Origin of the sequence: Roseococcus suduntuyensis, assembly GCF_014196305.1 — a bacterium.
GTDB lineage: Bacteria > Pseudomonadota > Alphaproteobacteria > Acetobacterales > Acetobacteraceae > Roseococcus > Roseococcus suduntuyensis.
Window position 1 is genome coordinate 1223197 of sequence record NZ_JACIDJ010000001.1, and the last position, 14865, is coordinate 1238061.

Annotated in this window: 15 protein-coding genes; 6 read left to right on the forward strand and 9 right to left on the reverse strand. The window is 71.9% G+C overall.

Annotated elements, in window-relative coordinates; translation table 11 throughout:
- From nudC to GGQ83_RS05775, 3 genes are all read left to right on the forward strand, one after another.
- Entirely contained in the window at positions 1-924 is a 924-nt protein-coding gene (gene nudC / locus GGQ83_RS05765; protein ID WP_184382734.1) for an NAD(+) diphosphatase, read from the forward strand.
- Positions 921-1202: a phosphoribosylamine--glycine ligase gene (locus tag GGQ83_RS05770; protein ID WP_184382735.1), complete on the forward strand. Its 282-nt coding sequence runs from the start codon at positions 921-923 to the stop codon at positions 1200-1202. Before nudC ends, GGQ83_RS05770 begins: the two co-directional genes overlap by 4 nt.
- A gap of 97 nt (positions 1203-1299) precedes the next feature.
- Entirely contained in the window at positions 1300-2085 is a 786-nt protein-coding gene (locus GGQ83_RS05775) for a hypothetical protein (protein WP_184382737.1), read from the forward strand.
- 12 nt (positions 2086-2097) lie between these two features.
- Here GGQ83_RS05775 and GGQ83_RS05780 read toward each other — a convergent pair whose 3' ends face one another.
- Positions 2098-2946 (reverse strand): prephenate dehydratase, encoded by an 849-nt coding sequence (locus GGQ83_RS05780; RefSeq protein WP_184382739.1) that lies wholly within the window; start codon positions 2944-2946, stop codon positions 2098-2100.
- Between the two features lie 169 nt (positions 2947-3115).
- Between GGQ83_RS05780 and GGQ83_RS05785 the strand changes: the two genes are divergently transcribed.
- Entirely contained in the window at positions 3116-3664 is a 549-nt protein-coding gene (locus GGQ83_RS05785) for a c-type cytochrome (protein ID WP_184382741.1), read from the forward strand.
- Positions 3661-4443 carry a histidinol-phosphatase gene (gene hisN / locus GGQ83_RS05790; protein WP_184382967.1) on the forward strand — a complete coding sequence of 261 codons (783 nt, stop codon included), beginning with the start codon at positions 3661-3663 and terminating at the stop codon, positions 4441-4443. Before GGQ83_RS05785 ends, hisN begins: the two co-directional genes overlap by 4 nt.
- A 103-nt stretch (positions 4444-4546) precedes the next feature.
- Here hisN and GGQ83_RS05795 read toward each other — a convergent pair whose 3' ends face one another.
- From GGQ83_RS05795 to GGQ83_RS05805, 3 genes are read right to left on the reverse strand one after another with little or no spacing between them, the layout of a single operon-like run.
- Positions 4547-4888, reverse strand: a complete 342-nt coding sequence (locus GGQ83_RS05795; RefSeq protein WP_184382743.1) for a hypothetical protein — start codon at positions 4886-4888, stop codon at positions 4547-4549.
- A gap of 52 nt (positions 4889-4940) precedes the next feature.
- Positions 4941-6077, reverse strand: coding sequence for an acyl-CoA dehydrogenase family protein (locus GGQ83_RS05800; RefSeq protein ID WP_184382745.1), 1137 nt, complete (start codon positions 6075-6077; stop codon positions 4941-4943).
- A complete protein-coding gene (locus GGQ83_RS05805) occupies positions 6077-9418 on the reverse strand; it encodes an indolepyruvate ferredoxin oxidoreductase family protein (RefSeq protein ID WP_184382746.1) in 3342 nt (1113 codons plus the stop codon). Before GGQ83_RS05805 ends, GGQ83_RS05800 begins: the two co-directional genes overlap by 1 nt.
- A 104-nt stretch (positions 9419-9522) precedes the next feature.
- Between GGQ83_RS05805 and GGQ83_RS05810 the strand changes: the two genes are divergently transcribed.
- Entirely contained in the window at positions 9523-9978 is a 456-nt protein-coding gene (locus tag GGQ83_RS05810; RefSeq protein ID WP_184382748.1) for an Lrp/AsnC family transcriptional regulator, read from the forward strand.
- A 132-nt stretch (positions 9979-10110) separates the two neighbouring features.
- Here GGQ83_RS05810 and GGQ83_RS05815 read toward each other — a convergent pair whose 3' ends face one another.
- The 5 genes from GGQ83_RS05815 to ccoG all read right to left on the reverse strand — a co-directional run bounded on the left by GGQ83_RS05815 (position 10111) and on the right by ccoG (position 14858).
- Positions 10111-10296, reverse strand: a complete 186-nt coding sequence (locus GGQ83_RS05815) for a hypothetical protein (protein WP_184382750.1) — start codon at positions 10294-10296, stop codon at positions 10111-10113.
- Positions 10296-10457, reverse strand: a complete 162-nt coding sequence (gene ccoS, locus GGQ83_RS05820) for a cbb3-type cytochrome oxidase assembly protein CcoS (protein WP_184382752.1) — start codon at positions 10455-10457, stop codon at positions 10296-10298. Before ccoS ends, GGQ83_RS05815 begins: the two co-directional genes overlap by 1 nt.
- Positions 10457-12799: a heavy metal translocating P-type ATPase gene (locus tag GGQ83_RS05825; RefSeq protein ID WP_184382754.1), complete on the reverse strand. Its 2343-nt coding sequence runs from the start codon at positions 12797-12799 to the stop codon at positions 10457-10459. The genes ccoS and GGQ83_RS05825 overlap by 1 nt, the downstream gene beginning before the upstream one ends.
- A gap of 98 nt (positions 12800-12897) precedes the next feature.
- Complete coding sequence (locus tag GGQ83_RS05830) at positions 12898-13371, reverse strand: FixH family protein (RefSeq protein ID WP_184382756.1); 474 nt, start codon at positions 13369-13371, stop codon at positions 12898-12900.
- Entirely contained in the window at positions 13368-14858 is a 1491-nt protein-coding gene (gene ccoG / locus GGQ83_RS05835; RefSeq protein ID WP_184382758.1) for a cytochrome c oxidase accessory protein CcoG, read from the reverse strand. Before ccoG ends, GGQ83_RS05830 begins: the two co-directional genes overlap by 4 nt.
- Between the last annotated feature and the right edge of the window lie 7 nt (positions 14859-14865).

Sequence of the window (14865 nt, forward strand, 5' to 3'; positions counted from 1 at the left end):
ATGCTCGCCATTCCCGCCCAACGCGCCAACGCCTACACCGGAAGCCCGCTCGACCGCGCCGGGAAGCTGCGCGACGACCCGGCCTTCATCGAGGCCGCGCTGGCCGATGACGCCACCCTCTTCGTCCCCATCTGGCGCGCTCGCAACCTGATGCGCGGCGTGGAGGAGGGCCGGCCGGAGGCCGTTCTCCTCTCCCGCCCCGGCGCCGAGGCCGTGCGCATGGCGGGCGGTCCCTGGGCCTTCCTGGGCCTGTGGGAAAAGCGCCCCGTCTTCGCCGTGGACTGCTCCACCGCCGACGACCCGCTGCCCCTGCTGCCGCCCGAGATGGGCGCCTTCACCGACCTGCGCGCGGTGGCGGGCCTGCTGCCGCCCGGCGAGGCCAGCGTGCTGGCCCATGCGCGCGGCATGATGCATTGGCGCGTGAAACACCGGTTCTGCGGCGTGTGCGGCGGGGTGTGCGAGGCGCGCAGCGCCGGCCACGCCATGGTCTGCACCGCCTGCAACGCCCAGCATTTCCCCCGCACCGACCCCGCCGTCATCATGCTGGTGGTGCGCGGCGACGCCTGCCTGCTGGGCCATTCGCGCCGCTTCCCCAATTCCGTGATGTATTCGACGCTGGCGGGCTTCGTGGAGCCTGGCGAAAGCTTCGAGGAGGCGGTGCGCCGCGAGGTGATGGAGGAGACGGGCGTGGAGGTGGGTGACGTGACCTATCATTCCTCGCAGCCCTGGCCCTTCCCCTCCTCCATCATGATCGGCTTCCACGCCGAGGGGCTGAGCGAGCCCATCACGCTGGACGACGAGGAATTGCAGGATGCGCGCTGGTTCACTCGCGACCAGATCCGCGACCCCGCTTCGCATGGTTTTTCCCTGCCGCGCGCCGATTCGATCGCGCGCCGCCTGATCGAGGACTGGATGTCGGCATGAGGCATGCGCCCTTCCTGATGCTGTTCGTGCTCGCGGCCTGCGCCCAGCCGAATGAGCCCTTGCGCGGCGGCGCCCCCATGACCAATGCCGAGTGCCGTGCCGAGGCCGAGGCCACGCCGGCGGTGCGCAGCTGGGGTGCCCAGGCCGGCCCTGCCGCCTATGGCCCGAGCCCCCGCGCCGAGGCCGCCCGGCAGGAGGCTCTGTCCCAGGCCTATAGCGACTGCCTGCGCCGCCGGAACCTGCCCGCGCCGGGCGGGGTCGAGCGGCTGCGGCCCTGACCGGGCGGCGCCGGCCATGGGAGTTCGTGCGCTTCTCCTGGCCGCGCTGCTGGTGGCGCCCCCCGTTTGGGCGCCCCCCGTTTGGGCGCAGGCCCCCTTGGCCGAGCCGCCTGAAATCGCCCAGATCCGCGGCGAACTGACCGCCGGTTGCCGCGCCCGTTCGGGCCAGGTGCCGAGCTTCGGGCCGAATTTCGTCCGCGTGGCCAATCTGACGCCCGATGCGCGGCCGGATTTCGTGGTGGATGTCTCGGCCATGACCTGCCCGGGGGCGACGGGGGCCTTCTGCCGGGGCCGCGAATGCCCGGTGCATGTCATCGTGAGCTTTCCGGGCGGCTATCGGCGCGTGCTGGAGCGTTTCGCAGAGGGGGTGGACATCCGCCCCGGCGCCGACCGTGACGTGCTGGTCCTGGGGCATGAGGCGCTGGCCTGGGATGGCAACCTCTTCGTCGCCGTGCCCATGCCGCCGGCGCCGGCCGTCGCCGCCATACCCGCCGCCACCGGCCCCGCCTGGCGGCTGGAGACGGCCCCGCGCGCCCTGGCGGCCAGCCCGCCGCTTGGCATGGTGCGGGGGCTGAACCTCTATTGCGACGGGCCGCTGAACCCGGTGGCCGAGGCCGCCTTCATGGGCCCCATGCCGCCGCGCGTGGACATCACGCTGGAAGCGGGGGGGCAGCGCCTGCAGGTGAGTTTCCTGCGCCATTCGCCGCTGGAGGCGCTGTGGCGTGCCGATGTGCATGGCGCGCCCGAGGTGGCGCGGCTGCTGGCCCATGCGGGCACGCCGGTGGAACTGGCCGTGAACGGCATGCCGCAGGGCGCGCTCGGCATGGGGGGCGCCGAGGCCGCGCTGCGACAGGCGCTGGGGCGGTGTTTGAGGCTGCGCTAGGCCGCGTCGGGCCTACCGCCCCTCATGCGCCACCCGGAAGGGGTGCGCCGTGTAGCAGCCCAGCACCTTCACCTCGCGCGAGAAGAAGCGCAGTTCCTCGAAGGCGCGGAACAGGGCGGGGTCGTCCGGGTGGCCGTCCACGTCGCAGAGGAACTGGGTGGCCGTGAAGGCGCCGTCCAGCATGTAGCTTTCCAGCTTCGTCATGTTCACGCCGTTCGTCGCGAAGCCGCCCAGCGCCTTGTAGAGGGCGGCCGGCATGTTCCGCACCCGGAAGACGAAGGTGGTCAGCGTGTGCGGCGTGCCCAGCGCGGGCATCTTCCGTTCGCGCGCCATCACGTAGAAGCGCGTGGTGTTGTGCGAGGCGTCCTCGACATTGCGACGCAGGATGTCGAGGCCATAGACCTCGGCGGCCAGTTCGCTCGCCACCGCCGCGTCCTCCTCCGTGCCCTCGCGGGCGATGAGTTCGGCCGCACCCGCCGTGTCGGCCTGGATGACGGCGGTGAGGTTCAGCTCCTTCATCACCTTCAGCACCTGCCCCAGGGCCATCGGGTGGCTGTGCGCGCGGCGGATGGTGGCGAGCGTGGCGCCAGGGCGCGCCAGCAGGCAGTGCTCCACGCGCTCGAAATGCTCGCCCACCACGGAGAGGCCGGATTCGGGCAGCAGGCGATGGATGTCAGGCACGCGGCCGGCCAGCGAATTCTCGCAGGGCAGCATGGCCAACTGGGCGTGGCCCTCGCGCACCGCTTCCATCGCGGCCTCGAAGCTCGGGCAGGGCAGGGTGGCCCAGCCCGGATAGGCCTGGCGGCAGGCGAGGTCGGAATAGGCGCCGGGGACACCCTGGAAGGCGATGGTCTGGCTCATGGTCTCGTGTTCAAGAAGGGGTTGCGGGCGTTCCGGAGACGAAACCCGTGCCTTGGGCGGTTGATGCGGCGGCGGGTGGCAGCTATGTGGTCCCGAACGCATAAGTCAGGGCTGGCCTTCGCGCAAATCCGCGCAACGGCCGCCGGGAACGAGGAAGGGTGAGCTCGGCATGAGCCTTGAGTTCAACAAGATCGCCGCGGCCGTGCTGACCGCGGGTGTGGCCTTCATGGGCGCGGGCATCGTGGCCGAGGTGCTGATCCACCCCAAGCGCCTGGCCGAGCCCGCCATCAGCCTGGGCCGCGACCCGGCTGCTGCCGCCCCTGCCGCCGCCGCGGCGGCGCCGGCGGCCCCGGCCATCGAGCCCATCGGCCCGCTGCTGGCCGCCGCCAATGCGGAGAATGGCGCCGCCGCCGCCCGCCGCTCCTGCGGCGCCTGCCACAGCTTCAACGAGGGCGGGCGCAACGGCGTGGGCCCGAACCTCTGGGGCATCGTGGGCGCCAACCATGCGCGGGCGGAGGGCTTCAACTACTCGGCCGCCAACCGCGCCCTGGCCGACAAGCCCTGGGATTTCGAGGCGCTGAACCAGTTCATCGCCGCCCCGGCCCGCGCCATGCCGGGCACGCGCATGGCCTTCGCCGGCATTGCCAACACGCAGCAGCGGGCGGACATCATCGTCTACCTGCGCAGCCTGTCCAGCAGCCCGGTGCCGCTGCCCTGAGGCTCGACCCGGCGCTCGTCGCCGCGGCGGAGGCGGCGGCGGATTTGGCGGGGGAGGCGATTCGCCCGCTGTTCCGCTCCGCCCTGCTGGTGGAGGCGAAGGGCGATGCCTCGCCGGTGACCGAGGCCGACCGCGCCGCCGAACGCGCGCTGCGCGCCTTCCTGGCCGAGCGCTTCCCCAGCCATGGCATCATGGGCGAGGAATACGGCACCGAACGCGGCGATGCCGAGTACCTCTGGGTGCTGGATCCGATTGACGGCACCCGCGCCTTCCTGACCGGACGCCCCCTCTTCGGCACGCTGATCGGCCTGCTGCACCGGGGCGTCCCCGTGCTGGGGCTGATTGACCAGCCCGTGACGGGCGAGCGCTGGGTGGGTGTGGCGGGCGAGGGCACGCGCTTCACCTCGCCGCTGGGCGGTACCGCGCGGGCGCGCCCCTGCGCGCGGCTGGCCGAGGCGGAACTCTCCGTCACCTCCCCCGACATCTTCGACGCCGCGCAGCGCCCGGGTTTCGAGCGCGTGCGCCAGGCCGCCCGCCGCGTGACCTGGGGCGGCGATTGCTACGCCTATGGGCTGGTGGCGCTGGGCCTGGTGGATGCGGTGGTCGAGGCCACGCTCAAACCCTGGGACTGGGCGGCGCTGGTGCCGGTGGTGGAAGGCGCGGGCGGCCGCATGACCGATTGGCAGGGGCGCGCGCTGACGCTGGACAGCCCCGGCGATGTGGTGGCCGTGGGCGATGCCGCGCTGCTGCCGGAGATCGTGGGGCTGCTGGCGGGTTAGAGCGGGATGCGTTGAGGTGGAATCACCGAAAACGCCGAATCCCGCTCTCAACGACGGCTGGAGCGGGCTGCGTGAACGCAGCACGCTCCACGCGCCGTGGCGCTCAGCGCGTGCGTGCCGGGGCCGTCGTGCCGCCGCCGCCACCGGGCAGGCTGCCCGCCGCGATGGCGCCCAGCGCGGCCAGGGGCACGATCAGCGCGGGCGCCGTCAGCCCCATGCCGCCCGTGACCGTGCCCAGCGCCGGGGGGGCGGCCTGCATCGGCGCCGTGACCGTCGCTCGGGGCGCGCCGGCCGGCGGCAGCACGGGGCGGGGCCGCGAGACGACGGGGGCGCCGCGCGGGGGCACCACCACCTGTTCGCCAGGCGGGATCACCAGCGCGGGTTGCGCGGCGGCAGGCAGGACGGGAAGGGCGAGGGCGGCCAGCGCCACCACGAAGCTACGCATGGTGGCGAGGTAGCGCCGCCGGGCAACCGGTGGCAAGCGAATTCCGCGCGGATCAGCCCCGCAGCAGGTGGCGGGCGATGATGACGCGCATGATCTCGTTGGTGCCCTCCAGGATGCGGTGCACCCGCAGGTCGCGCACGATCTTCTCGATGCCGTAGTCGGCCAGATAGCCATACCCGCCCAGCAATTGCAGCGCGTCATCGGCCACGCGGTGGCCGGTGTCGGTGACGAAGCGCTTGGCCATGGCGCAGAAGGCGCCGGCATCGGGCGCCTTTTCGTCCAGCTTGGCGCAGGCGCGCCAGAGCAGGGTGCGGGCGGCCTCCAGCTCGGTTGCCATGTCGGCCAGCTTGAACTGGGTGGCCTGGAAATCGGCGATGGGGCGGCCGAAGGCGCGGCGTTCCTTCACATAGGCCAGCGCGATGTCGAGCGCGGCCTGGGCACCCCCCAGCGAACAGGCGGCGATGTTGAGCCGCCCGCCGTCGAGGCCCGCCATGGCGTAGCGGAAGCCCTGGCCCTCTTCGCCCAGCAGGGCGGCGGCGGGGATGCGGGCATCCTCCAGGATGACCTGCCGGGTGGGCTGGGCGTTCCAGCCCATCTTTTTCTCGTTCGCCCCGAAGGAGAGGCCGGGGGTGCCCGCCGGGATCAGCAGGGCCGACACGCCATCGGCCCCCGCGCCCCCGGTGCGGACCATGGTCAGGTAGAGGTCCGCGGCACCCGCCCCGCTGATGAACTGCTTGGTGCCGTTCAGCACATAGCCCTCATTGTCCCGCGCGGCGCGCGTGGAAAGGGCGGCGGCGTCGCTGCCCGAGCCGGGCTCGGTCAGGCAGTAGCTGGCGACCTTCTCCATCGTCAACAGCGCGGGCAGCCATTCGGCGCGCTGGGCGTCACTGCCCCAGCGGTCCAGCATCCAGGCCACCATGTTGTGAATGGAAAGAAAGGCGCTGGTCGTGGGGCAGCCGGTGGCCAGGGCCTCGAACACCACGGCGGCGTCCAGGCGGGTGAGGCCCGCGCCGCCGCTTTCCTCGCGCACATAGAGGCCGGCCATGCCGAGGCCCGCCGCCTCCCGCAGCACCTCCACCGGGAAATGCCGCGCCTCGTCCCATGCCTGGGCGTTGGGCGCGATTCGGTCGCGGGAAAAATCCAGCGCGGTGGCGCGGAGTTCGCGGGTGGCCTCGGGCAGGTCGAACATCAGGCCTCCAGTTCGGCCCAGCGGGCGCGGACCTTTTCCACATTCGCGGCCTTGATGGGGCCGAAGCCCTTGATGCCCGCGGCGGCCTCCGCCCAGTCGCAGGCGCGGGCGTGGCTCGCGGGCGTCAGTTGCGCCAAGGCGCGCTCGATGCCCGCACGATACTCCGCGATCAGCGCGCGTTCCATGCGGCGTTCGGCGGTGCGGCCGAAGGGGTCCAGCGGGGTGCCGCGCAGCGCCTTGCCGTGGCGCAGCAGCCCCATGGCGCGCAGCATCCAGGGGCCGAATGCGCGCTTGGCGGGGCGTTCGGCCTTGGACATCAGCGGCGGCGCCAGGTGCATGTTGATGCGCGTGGTGCCCGCGAAGCGGCGGCCGAGCTCCGCCTGCCAGGCGGGGTCCGTGTGCAGCCGCGCCACCTCGTATTCATCCTTGTAGGCCATGAGGCGATAGAGCTGCGTGGCGACGGCGCGGGAGAGGCGCTGCTCGCCCGGGATCAAGCTGCTCTCGGCTTCGCGCACGCGGGCCACGAAGTCGGCATAGGCGCGGGCGTAGCGGGCGGACTGGTAGTCGGTCAGGTCCGCGATGCGACGCGCGATGAGGCTGTCCAGGCTTTCCGGCGTGCGGGGGGCGGCCTCGGCCGCGCGGCGCCCGGCTTCGAAGGCCAGCAGGTTCCGCTCCACCGCGGCGCCGTTCAGCGTGATGGCCTGGCGCAGCGCATCCCGCCCCATGGGCACCAGGCCGCGCTGCCAGGCCGCACCCAGCAGCCAGATGTTGAGGAAGATGAGGTCGCCGAAATCGCGCTCGATGGTGCGGGCGCCGTCGAGTGCGACCACCTCGCGCGAAACGGCGCGCACGCTTTCCAGCATGGCCGGCGCGTCCTCGCGCGTCTCGGGGTCCATCACGAAGCGTCCGGTGGGGGAGACATTGGCGCTGACCACGACGCGGGTGCGCCCGGGGCCCAGCAGCGGGCGGGCCACCTTGCCATGCGCGCCCACCAGGTCGGCGGCGATCACGGCATCCGCCTGGCCCTGGCCGATGCGCGGGTTGGCCACGCTCCCGCCCGGCGCGCCGATGCGCAGCTGGGCATAGACGCCGCCCCCCTTCTGCGCGAGGCCCAGCATGTCCAGCGTCCGAACCGGGCGGCCTTCCATATGCGCCGCCATGGCGAGGATGGCGGAGAGCGCCGTCACCCCCTGGCCGCCCACGCCGGCCAGCAGCAGGTTCCAGGCCTCGCCGCGGCGGGGTTCGGGGAGGGTGGGGTCGGGCGGCTCACCCTCCAGCACGGGCGTGGGGGGCTTCGCGGGCTCAGCGCCTTCCAGCGTCAGGAAGGAGGGGCAGAACCCTTCCACACAGGAAAAATCCTGGTTGCAGCCGGACTGGTCAATGCGGCGCTTGCGGCCCCATTCCGTCTCGATGGGCTCGATGGCGATGCAGTTGGAAACGCGCGAGCAATCGCCGCAATCCTCGCAGACGCGCGGGTTGATGACGGCGCGTTTCGTCGCGCGCGGCGAGAGGTCGCGCTTGCGCATGCGGCGGCGTTCGGTGGCGCATTGCTGGTCGTAGATCAGGACGGTGACGCCGGGCGTCTCGCGCAGGCGGCGCTGCACGGCGTCGAGTTCGGCGCGCGGGTGGAAGGTGACGCTGCGGGGGATCAGCGGGTCGCCGCGGTGGCGGTCCGGGTCGTCGCCCACCACCACGACGGCGGCGGCACCCTCCGCCACCATCTGCGCGGCGATGCGCGGGACCGTGACCTCGCCTTCCGGCGCCTGGCCGCCCGTCATGGCGACGGCGGAGTTGACCAGGATCTTGTAGGTCATGGTCACCTTCGCCGCGATGGCGGCGCGCACGGCCATGCTGCCCGAATGGGCATAGGTGCCGTCGCCCATATTGGCGAATACGTGGGGCGTCTCGGTGAAGCGGTGCTGGCCGATCCAGGGCGCGCCCTCGCCGCCCATATGGGTGAAGAGGTCGCTCTCGCGGTTCATGTCCTTGGCGAGGTAGTGGCAGCCGATGCCGGCGAGCGCATGGCTGCCCTCGGGGAGCTTCGTGCTCGTGTTGTGCGGGCAGCCCGGGCAGAAATAGGGTTGGCGCAGCGAGAGGGGCTCGGCCGCGCGCGCCGCCAGCGCGTCCAGCTCCGCCATGCGGGCCGTGAGCTGTTCGGTGTGCAGCCCCTCGGGCAGGGTGGCGGCGAGTGCGCGCAGGATCTGCGCGGCTTCGAGTTCGGAGAGGTCGCTCAGCACATCCTTGCCGCGCAGCGCGGGGCGGGTGGGCAGGTCGTAGAGCGCCTCGCGCAGCTGGATTTCCAGGAAGGCGCGGCGGTCCTCCACCACCAGGATGGTGTCGAGGCCCCGGGCGAAGTCGCGCGCCGCCATCGGGTCCAGCGGCCAGACCAGGCCCGGCTTCCAGATGACGAGGCCCATCATCCGCGCCAGCTCCGGCGTGATGCCGGCATCGGCCAGCGCCTGCTTCAGCGTGGACCAGGCCTTGCCGCGCACGGCGATGCCGAAGCGCGGATGGGGCGCCGGCCAGATCACGGGGTTGAGGTTGTTGGCGCGGGCGAAGGCGAGGGCGGCGGGCAGCTTGTGGCGGCGCACGCGCTCCTCGATGGGCAGCGCCGCGTCCTTCAGGCGGATGTGCAGGCCGCCCTCGGGCAGGGTGATGTCGGGAGCGATGGTGGCGAAGCTGGCGGGGTCCACCGTCAGGCTCATGGTGGCGTCCATGGTCTCGGCCACGCATTTGAGGCCGACCCAGAGGCCCGAGAAGCGCGAAAGGGCGATGCCCTTCACGCCATATTCCAGCACCTCGCCCACATCGGCGGGGTCGAGCAGGGGAATTTCCAGGTCCGCGAAGGCATATTCGCAGCCCGAGGTGACGGTGGAGGATTTGGACGCCGGGTCATCGCCCGCCAGCGCCAGCACGCCGCCGAAGGGCGCCGTGCCCGCCCCGTTCGCGTGGCGCAGCACATCGCCCGAGCGGTCCACGCCCGGCCCCTTGCCATACCAGATGGCGAAGACGCCCTGGTGCTTCGCGTTCGGATAGAGGCCGACCTGCTGCGTGCCCCAGCAGGCGGTGGCGGCCAGGTCCTCGTTCAGCCCCGGCTCGAAATGGACCTGCTGCGCCTGGAGGCGCTTGTGCTGCTTCGCCAACTCCCGGTCGAAGCCGCCGAGCGGCGAGCCGCGATAGCCGCTGATGAAGCCCGCCGTGTCCAGCCCGGCCGAGGCATCCAGCTGCCGCACCACCAGGGGCAGCCGCACCAGGGCCTGGGTGCCGGTCAGCAGGGTTTCCCGGCCGGCGGCGTCCCAGCGTTCCTCGAGCGTGATGTCCGGGCGCACGATGCTGTTCATGGAAGGCCTCCCAAGCTTGGACCTTGGAAGCTTGCGCGGGTTCGCGCAAGATTTCCTGCCGTATCCTGTTGTGCGGTGCCGAAGAGGCGGAAGGATCTGCTGCCATGGACGCGATTGACCGCCGGATTCTCCGCGCCCTGCATGGCGAGGCGCGTCTGAGCAATGCCGAGCTGTCCGAACGGGTAGGGCTCTCGCCCTCGCCCTGCTGGGCCCGGGTGCGCAAGCTGGAGCAGGCGGGGGTGATCCGCGGCTACCGCGCGGAGCTGGACCAGGCCGCACTCGGCCTGCCCGACACGGTCATCATCGAGGTGATGACGGAAAAGCATGACGAGGCGCAGCTGCGCGACTTCGAACAGGCCATCGCCGCCATGCCCGAGGTGATCGAGGCCTGGCTGGTGACGGGCGAATACGACTACATCCTGAAGGCGGCGGTGGGCGGCACGGCGGGCTATGAACGCCTGCTGCGCGAGAAGATCTACCGCCTGCCCGGCGTGCGACACACGCGCACGGCCTTCGGCATCCGGTGTTTGAAGCAGGTGTTCACGCCGGTGCCTGGATGAGGGGAGCGCACCCCATCAGAATCCGGCCGCAAGGCGGCCGGCGCGCCCAGACCTACCGGGCGGCCAGGCACGCCGGCGCGCGGCGCGGAAGCCAAGCGGCCGCAGGCCGCGCCCGGCGTTTGAGGGCGTGGTTTACAACCCCATGCGGTCCTGCGCATCAAAATACCGCTTCACGATGCCGTAGCCGTAGAACAGGCCGAAGGCGATCAGCATCAGGCCCCAGGCGTAGAAGAAGCCCTCGGCCAGGGTTACGACGAACATCCCGGCGAGAACCATCAGCGCGGCCATCACCATGAACACCACAGAGGAAACAGGCATCAGCGTTTGTCCTTCCTGACATCGTCATCGTCGAAGAGGATGCGGGCGGCGGCGCCGTCCAGATCCTCGTATTGCCCCGAGCGCATGGCCCAGAGGAAACCCAGCAGCCCCAGCCCGCCCAGGAACAGCGCCAGCGGGATCAGCCACACCAGGATGTCCATCAGCGCATCTCCCTTTGCAGGCGCAGCGCGTTGGCGATGACGGCCAGCGAGGAGCTCGCCATCACCAGCGCCGCGATCAGCGGCGTGGCGAAGCCCAGGATGGCCACCGGCACCGCCACGATGTTGTAGAGGAAGGCGAAGCCGATGTTCTGCGCGGCCACCCGCTGCGCCAGGCGCGCGCGGCTGATGGCCTCGGCGAGCGGCAGCAGCCCGCCGCCCTGCAGCACGAAGTCGGAGGCGGCCTGGGCCACGTCCATGCCCTCGGCGGGGGCGGCGGAGACATGGGCGGAAGCCAGCGCGGCGGCGTCGTTCACGCCATCGCCCACCATCAGCACGCGCTTGCCCTGCGCGGCCAGTTCGGCGATGCGCGCGGCCTTGGCCTCGGGGCTGGCGCCGCCGCGATGGGTCTCGATGCCGGCCTCGGCGGCCACGCGGGCCACCACCTCGGGCGCATCGCCGGAGAGCAGTTCCACCGAAAGCCCCGCGCGCTGGAAGGCGGCGATGGCGGCGGCGGCGTCCGGGCGCAGCGCATCGGCGAAACGGAAGGCGACGGGCGCGGCGCCGGGGCGGGCGAGGTGCAGCCCCATGCCGGTGCGGTCCTCGCCCAACCCGCAGAAGCGCGCGGAGCCGAGGCGCGTGGCCCCCTGGCGCAGGCCCTGGCCGGGGATTTCCTCCACGCCCTCGGCCACAGGCGCGTCCGGGCAGGCGCGCACCAGCGCCTGTGCCAGCGGGTGGCGGCTGCGGCGGGCGAGGGATGCGGCCTCGCGCAGGTCCGCGTCGGTCCAGGCGCCGGGCAGCAGGCGCGGGCGGCCTTCGGTCAGCGTGCCGGTCTTGTCGAGCACCACATGGTCCGCGCTCGCCAACCGCTCGATGCCGGTGGAGGACGCCACCAGCACCCCGCGCCGGAACAGCGCGCCCGAGGTGACGACCTGCACGGCCGGCACGGCGATGGCGAGCCCGCACGGGCAGGTGATGATCAGCGCCGCCACGGCCGGTACCAGCGCCGCCTGCCAGGGCGCGCCGACCAGCAGCCACCAGCCCAGGAAGGTCAGCACCGCGACCACATGGGCGATGGGGATGTAGATGCGTGCCGCGCGGTCGGCCAGCGCGGGGAAGCGGCCCCGCGCCTGTTCCGCGCGTTCGAGGAAGCGGCCCATGGCGGCGAGCGAGCCATCGGTGGCCGTCGCCGTCACGGTGGCGGTGAAGGGGGCGCCCATGTTCACGCCGCCGGCCGCCAGCGTCTCGCCGCGGGCGAAGCGGCGGGGCAGGCTTTCGCCGGTGGTGCTGGCGGTGTCGAGCAGGGCTTCCGCGTCATCGAGGCGTGCATCGAGGCGCAGGCGTTCGCCGCTGGCGACCAGGATGCGCGCGCCGACCGCCACGCGCTCCACCGGAATGGGCGCTGGCGCGCCCAGCACCTGCACCTGGCCTTCCTGCAAGGCCAGCAGTTCCGCGACCGATTGCCGCGCGCGGCGGCGTGCCGCGCGGTCCAGCAGGCGGCCGGCCAGCATCAGCGCCAGCAGCGCGGTGGCGCCGTCGAACCAGGTGTATTCGCCGTTGCGGAAGGTCTCACTCAGCGACATCAGCGTGGTGGCGATGACGCCGAGCGAGACGGCGCTGTCCATGTTCAGCCGGCCGGCCTGCAACCCGCGCCAGGCGCCGCGATAGAGCGGCATGCCCGCGATCAGCACGGTCGGCATCCCGATCAGCGCGGCCAGCCAATGCATGAGGTGGCGCGACTGCTCGCCCAGCTCCACCCCTACCCAGACGGGCACGGAGACGAGCATGACGTTCATCGCGCCAAAGGCCGCGATGCCGAGTGCGCGCGCGAGTTCCCGGCCCTCGGCGTCCTCTGTGGCGCGCAGGCAGGCGGGCGAGAAGGGCGCCACCCGAAAACCGAGCCGCGCGATGAGTGCGGAAAAATCGTTCGCGCGTTCGGCCGGGCCTTCCCAGCCGATGGTCAGCCGGCGCGTGGAGAGGTTGGCGCGGGCGCGCCGCACATCGGGCTCGGCCGCCAGCGCCTGTTCGACCAGCCAGATGCAGGCGCCGCAGGTCAGGCCCGACACCACCAGTTCTAGCCGGTGCGTGCCGTCCTTCTGCGCCACGGCGTGCGCGGCGAAGTCGAGGCTGGGCGCGTCCACGGGCTTGAGGTTGCCGTCCGCCGTCTCGCGCTTGCGATAGAAGGCGTCGAGGCCCAGGCCCTGCACCAGGTGGTGCGCGCCCTCGCAGCCCGTGCAGCAGAAGCGGGTGGAGCCCATGCTTGCGGAAAGGGGCGCCCCGCAATGCGCGCAGGCGGCTCCGGCGTTTTCGCGCTGACGGCTGTCAGGGCGAAAGCGCCGGAGCATTCGTTGAGAGGGCGATTCACCCCCTGGCTGATTCCAGCCAGGGTGATCGCGCTCCAGCGATTGTAGCGCGGCCTGTGGCGCGGGGCGGCCCAGCACGCTCATGGGAAGATCAGGCGCTGGCGGATGTCGAGGCGCTGGCCATACCCGTCCAGCAGGAACCCGCGGAATTCCCACTGGCCGGAAGCGATGTCGGGGGCGGCGAAGCCCTCGCGCGGGGTGGTGGTGCCGAGTTCGACGCGCGTGCCCTCGATGGGGCGTTGCAGATAGGCCTCCACCACACCCTGCACCGGGCGGCCCTCGCGGTCGGTGACGGCGAGGGTGATGCGCCCGCCCGCCAGCCGAACGCGCGGCGTCCAGCCCAGCGCATCCTGCCGCGCGGCCTCGGCCAGCACGTGGTTGTAGGCGCGGCCGCGGTCATAGGCCTGGCCGGTGGTGAGGCCGGTGAAGCTGCTGATGGCGGTGTAGGCCATGAAGCCGTTCACCACGACCACCACCAGCATGCCCCCCACAAAGACCCAGGGGATCCAGCGGCTTTTGCGTTCCCCCGAGGGGCGTTGGATCGTGCTGCTCATCGGCGTGGTCCCATGAAGGCGCTGCGTTGCGTCACCAGCGTGCGGCCGGAGCCGTCCACCAGGCGGAAGGTGACGGGGGTGTTGTCGCCCAGGCGCAGCCCGGGCGGGGCGGTGACCAGCGCGCGCCATTGCGTGATGCCGTCATCGCGCGTGGTCAGGATGGGGCGGCCGGCCGCGTCCTCGCCCGCGTCCTGCACGGTGAGGAGGAGGCCCTGCGGCCCGTCCAGCACCAGCGCCAGGTGCAGGTCCTCGCCGCGCGTCTTGTTCGCGAGCTTCAGCGTGTAGCCATTGCGGATGCCGCCATCCGAGAGCTGCACGAAGAGCGGCGCGCGGTCGCGCTCCACCGACAGCGTCAGCGTGGCGCGCAGCATCCAGGCGCCCAGCATGAGGGCGACCACGCCCAGGATCACGCCCGAATAGATCAGCGTGCGCGGGCGGATCTTCTTCTGCGGCACGCGCGCGGCCATGCCGGCGGCGTTGCGGGCGGGGCCGGGGGGCATGCCGGCCACGGCGGCCTGGCTGGCGGCCAGGTTCTTCAGCGTCTCGAAGGCGACGAGGCCCTTGTCGCGGCCGAGCTTGGCCATCACGTCGTCGCAGGCATCCACGCAGAGGCCGCAGCCGATGCATTCGAGCTGCTGCCCGTCGCGGATATCAATGCCCGTGGGGCAGACATGCACGCAGGCCTTGCAGTCCACGCAGTCGCCATGCGCCGCGTCGGGCTTGCCGCGGGGTTCGCCGCGCCAGTCGCGATAGGTGACGACGAGGGAGTTGTCGTCCAGCATCGCGCCCTGGAAGCGCGGCCAGGGGCACATGTAGGTGCAGACCTGCTCCCGCGCCGCGCCGGCCAGCACATAGGTCGTGGCGGTGAACAGCGCGAAGAAGCCATAGACGGTGGCGGAGGCCTGGCCCGTCAGCAGCGCCCAGGTCACGGTCGGCGCGTCGTTGAAATACATGATCCAGGCGCCGCCGGTGGCCATCGCGATGCCCAGCCAGGCGGCGTGCTTGGAGAGCTTCAGCTTCCACCAGCGGCCATCCTTGGCGCCCTGGTCGAGCTTGATGCGCGCGTTGCGGTCGCCCTCGATGCGGCGCTCCACCCACATGAACAGGTCCGTCCAGACCGTCTGCGGGCAGGTGAAGCCGCACCAGAGGCGGCCATAGAGCGAGGTGACGGCGAAGAGGCCGATGGCGCCCAGCACCAGGGCGCCGGTCAGGAAATAGACCTCCTGCGGCCACAGCTCGATCCAGAGGAAGAACAGGCGGGCATGGCCGATATCCACCAACACCGCCTGGTCCGGCACGCCGGGCCCACGGTCCCAGCGGAACCAGGGCACGACGTAGTAGAGGGCCAGCAGCACGACCAGCACGGCCCATTTGATGTTGCGGACACGCCCCTTGACCGCGCGCGGCTGGACCTTCTGGTGGCTGGCGTAGAGCGAGGGCTCGGGCTTTTGGTCCACCTTCGGCCGGTCTGGCGCGATCTGGTTCATGGCGTGC

Bases quoted from the DNA above. Each gene is read 5' to 3' on its own strand.
- nudC (WP_184382734.1), top strand. From the start codon at position 1: ATGCTCGCCATTCCCGCCCAACGCGCCAACGCCTACACCGGAAGCCCG.
- GGQ83_RS05770 (WP_184382735.1), top strand. From the start codon at position 921: ATGAGGCATGCGCCCTTCCTGATGCTGTTCGTGCTCGCGGCCTGCGCC.
- GGQ83_RS05780 (WP_184382739.1), bottom strand. From the start codon at position 2,946: ATGAGCCAGACCATCGCCTTCCAGGGTGTCCCCGGCGCCTATTCCGAC.
- GGQ83_RS05785 (WP_184382741.1), top strand. From the start codon at position 3,116: ATGAGCCTTGAGTTCAACAAGATCGCCGCGGCCGTGCTGACCGCGGGT.
- GGQ83_RS05795 (WP_184382743.1), bottom strand. From the start codon at position 4,888: ATGCGTAGCTTCGTGGTGGCGCTGGCCGCCCTCGCCCTTCCCGTCCTG.
- GGQ83_RS05800 (WP_184382745.1), bottom strand. From the start codon at position 6,077: ATGTTCGACCTGCCCGAGGCCACCCGCGAACTCCGCGCCACCGCGCTG.
- GGQ83_RS05805 (WP_184382746.1), bottom strand. From the start codon at position 9,418: ATGAACAGCATCGTGCGCCCGGACATCACGCTCGAGGAACGCTGGGAC.
- GGQ83_RS05810 (WP_184382748.1), top strand. From the start codon at position 9,523: ATGGACGCGATTGACCGCCGGATTCTCCGCGCCCTGCATGGCGAGGCG.
- GGQ83_RS05815 (WP_184382750.1), bottom strand. From the start codon at position 10,296: ATGCCTGTTTCCTCTGTGGTGTTCATGGTGATGGCCGCGCTGATGGTT.
- ccoS (WP_184382752.1), bottom strand. From the start codon at position 10,457: ATGGACATCCTGGTGTGGCTGATCCCGCTGGCGCTGTTCCTGGGCGGG.
- GGQ83_RS05825 (WP_184382754.1), bottom strand. From the start codon at position 12,799: ATGCTCCGGCGCTTTCGCCCTGACAGCCGTCAGCGCGAAAACGCCGGA.
- GGQ83_RS05830 (WP_184382756.1), bottom strand. From the start codon at position 13,371: ATGAGCAGCACGATCCAACGCCCCTCGGGGGAACGCAAAAGCCGCTGG.
- ccoG (WP_184382758.1), bottom strand. From the start codon at position 14,858: ATGAACCAGATCGCGCCAGACCGGCCGAAGGTGGACCAAAAGCCCGAG.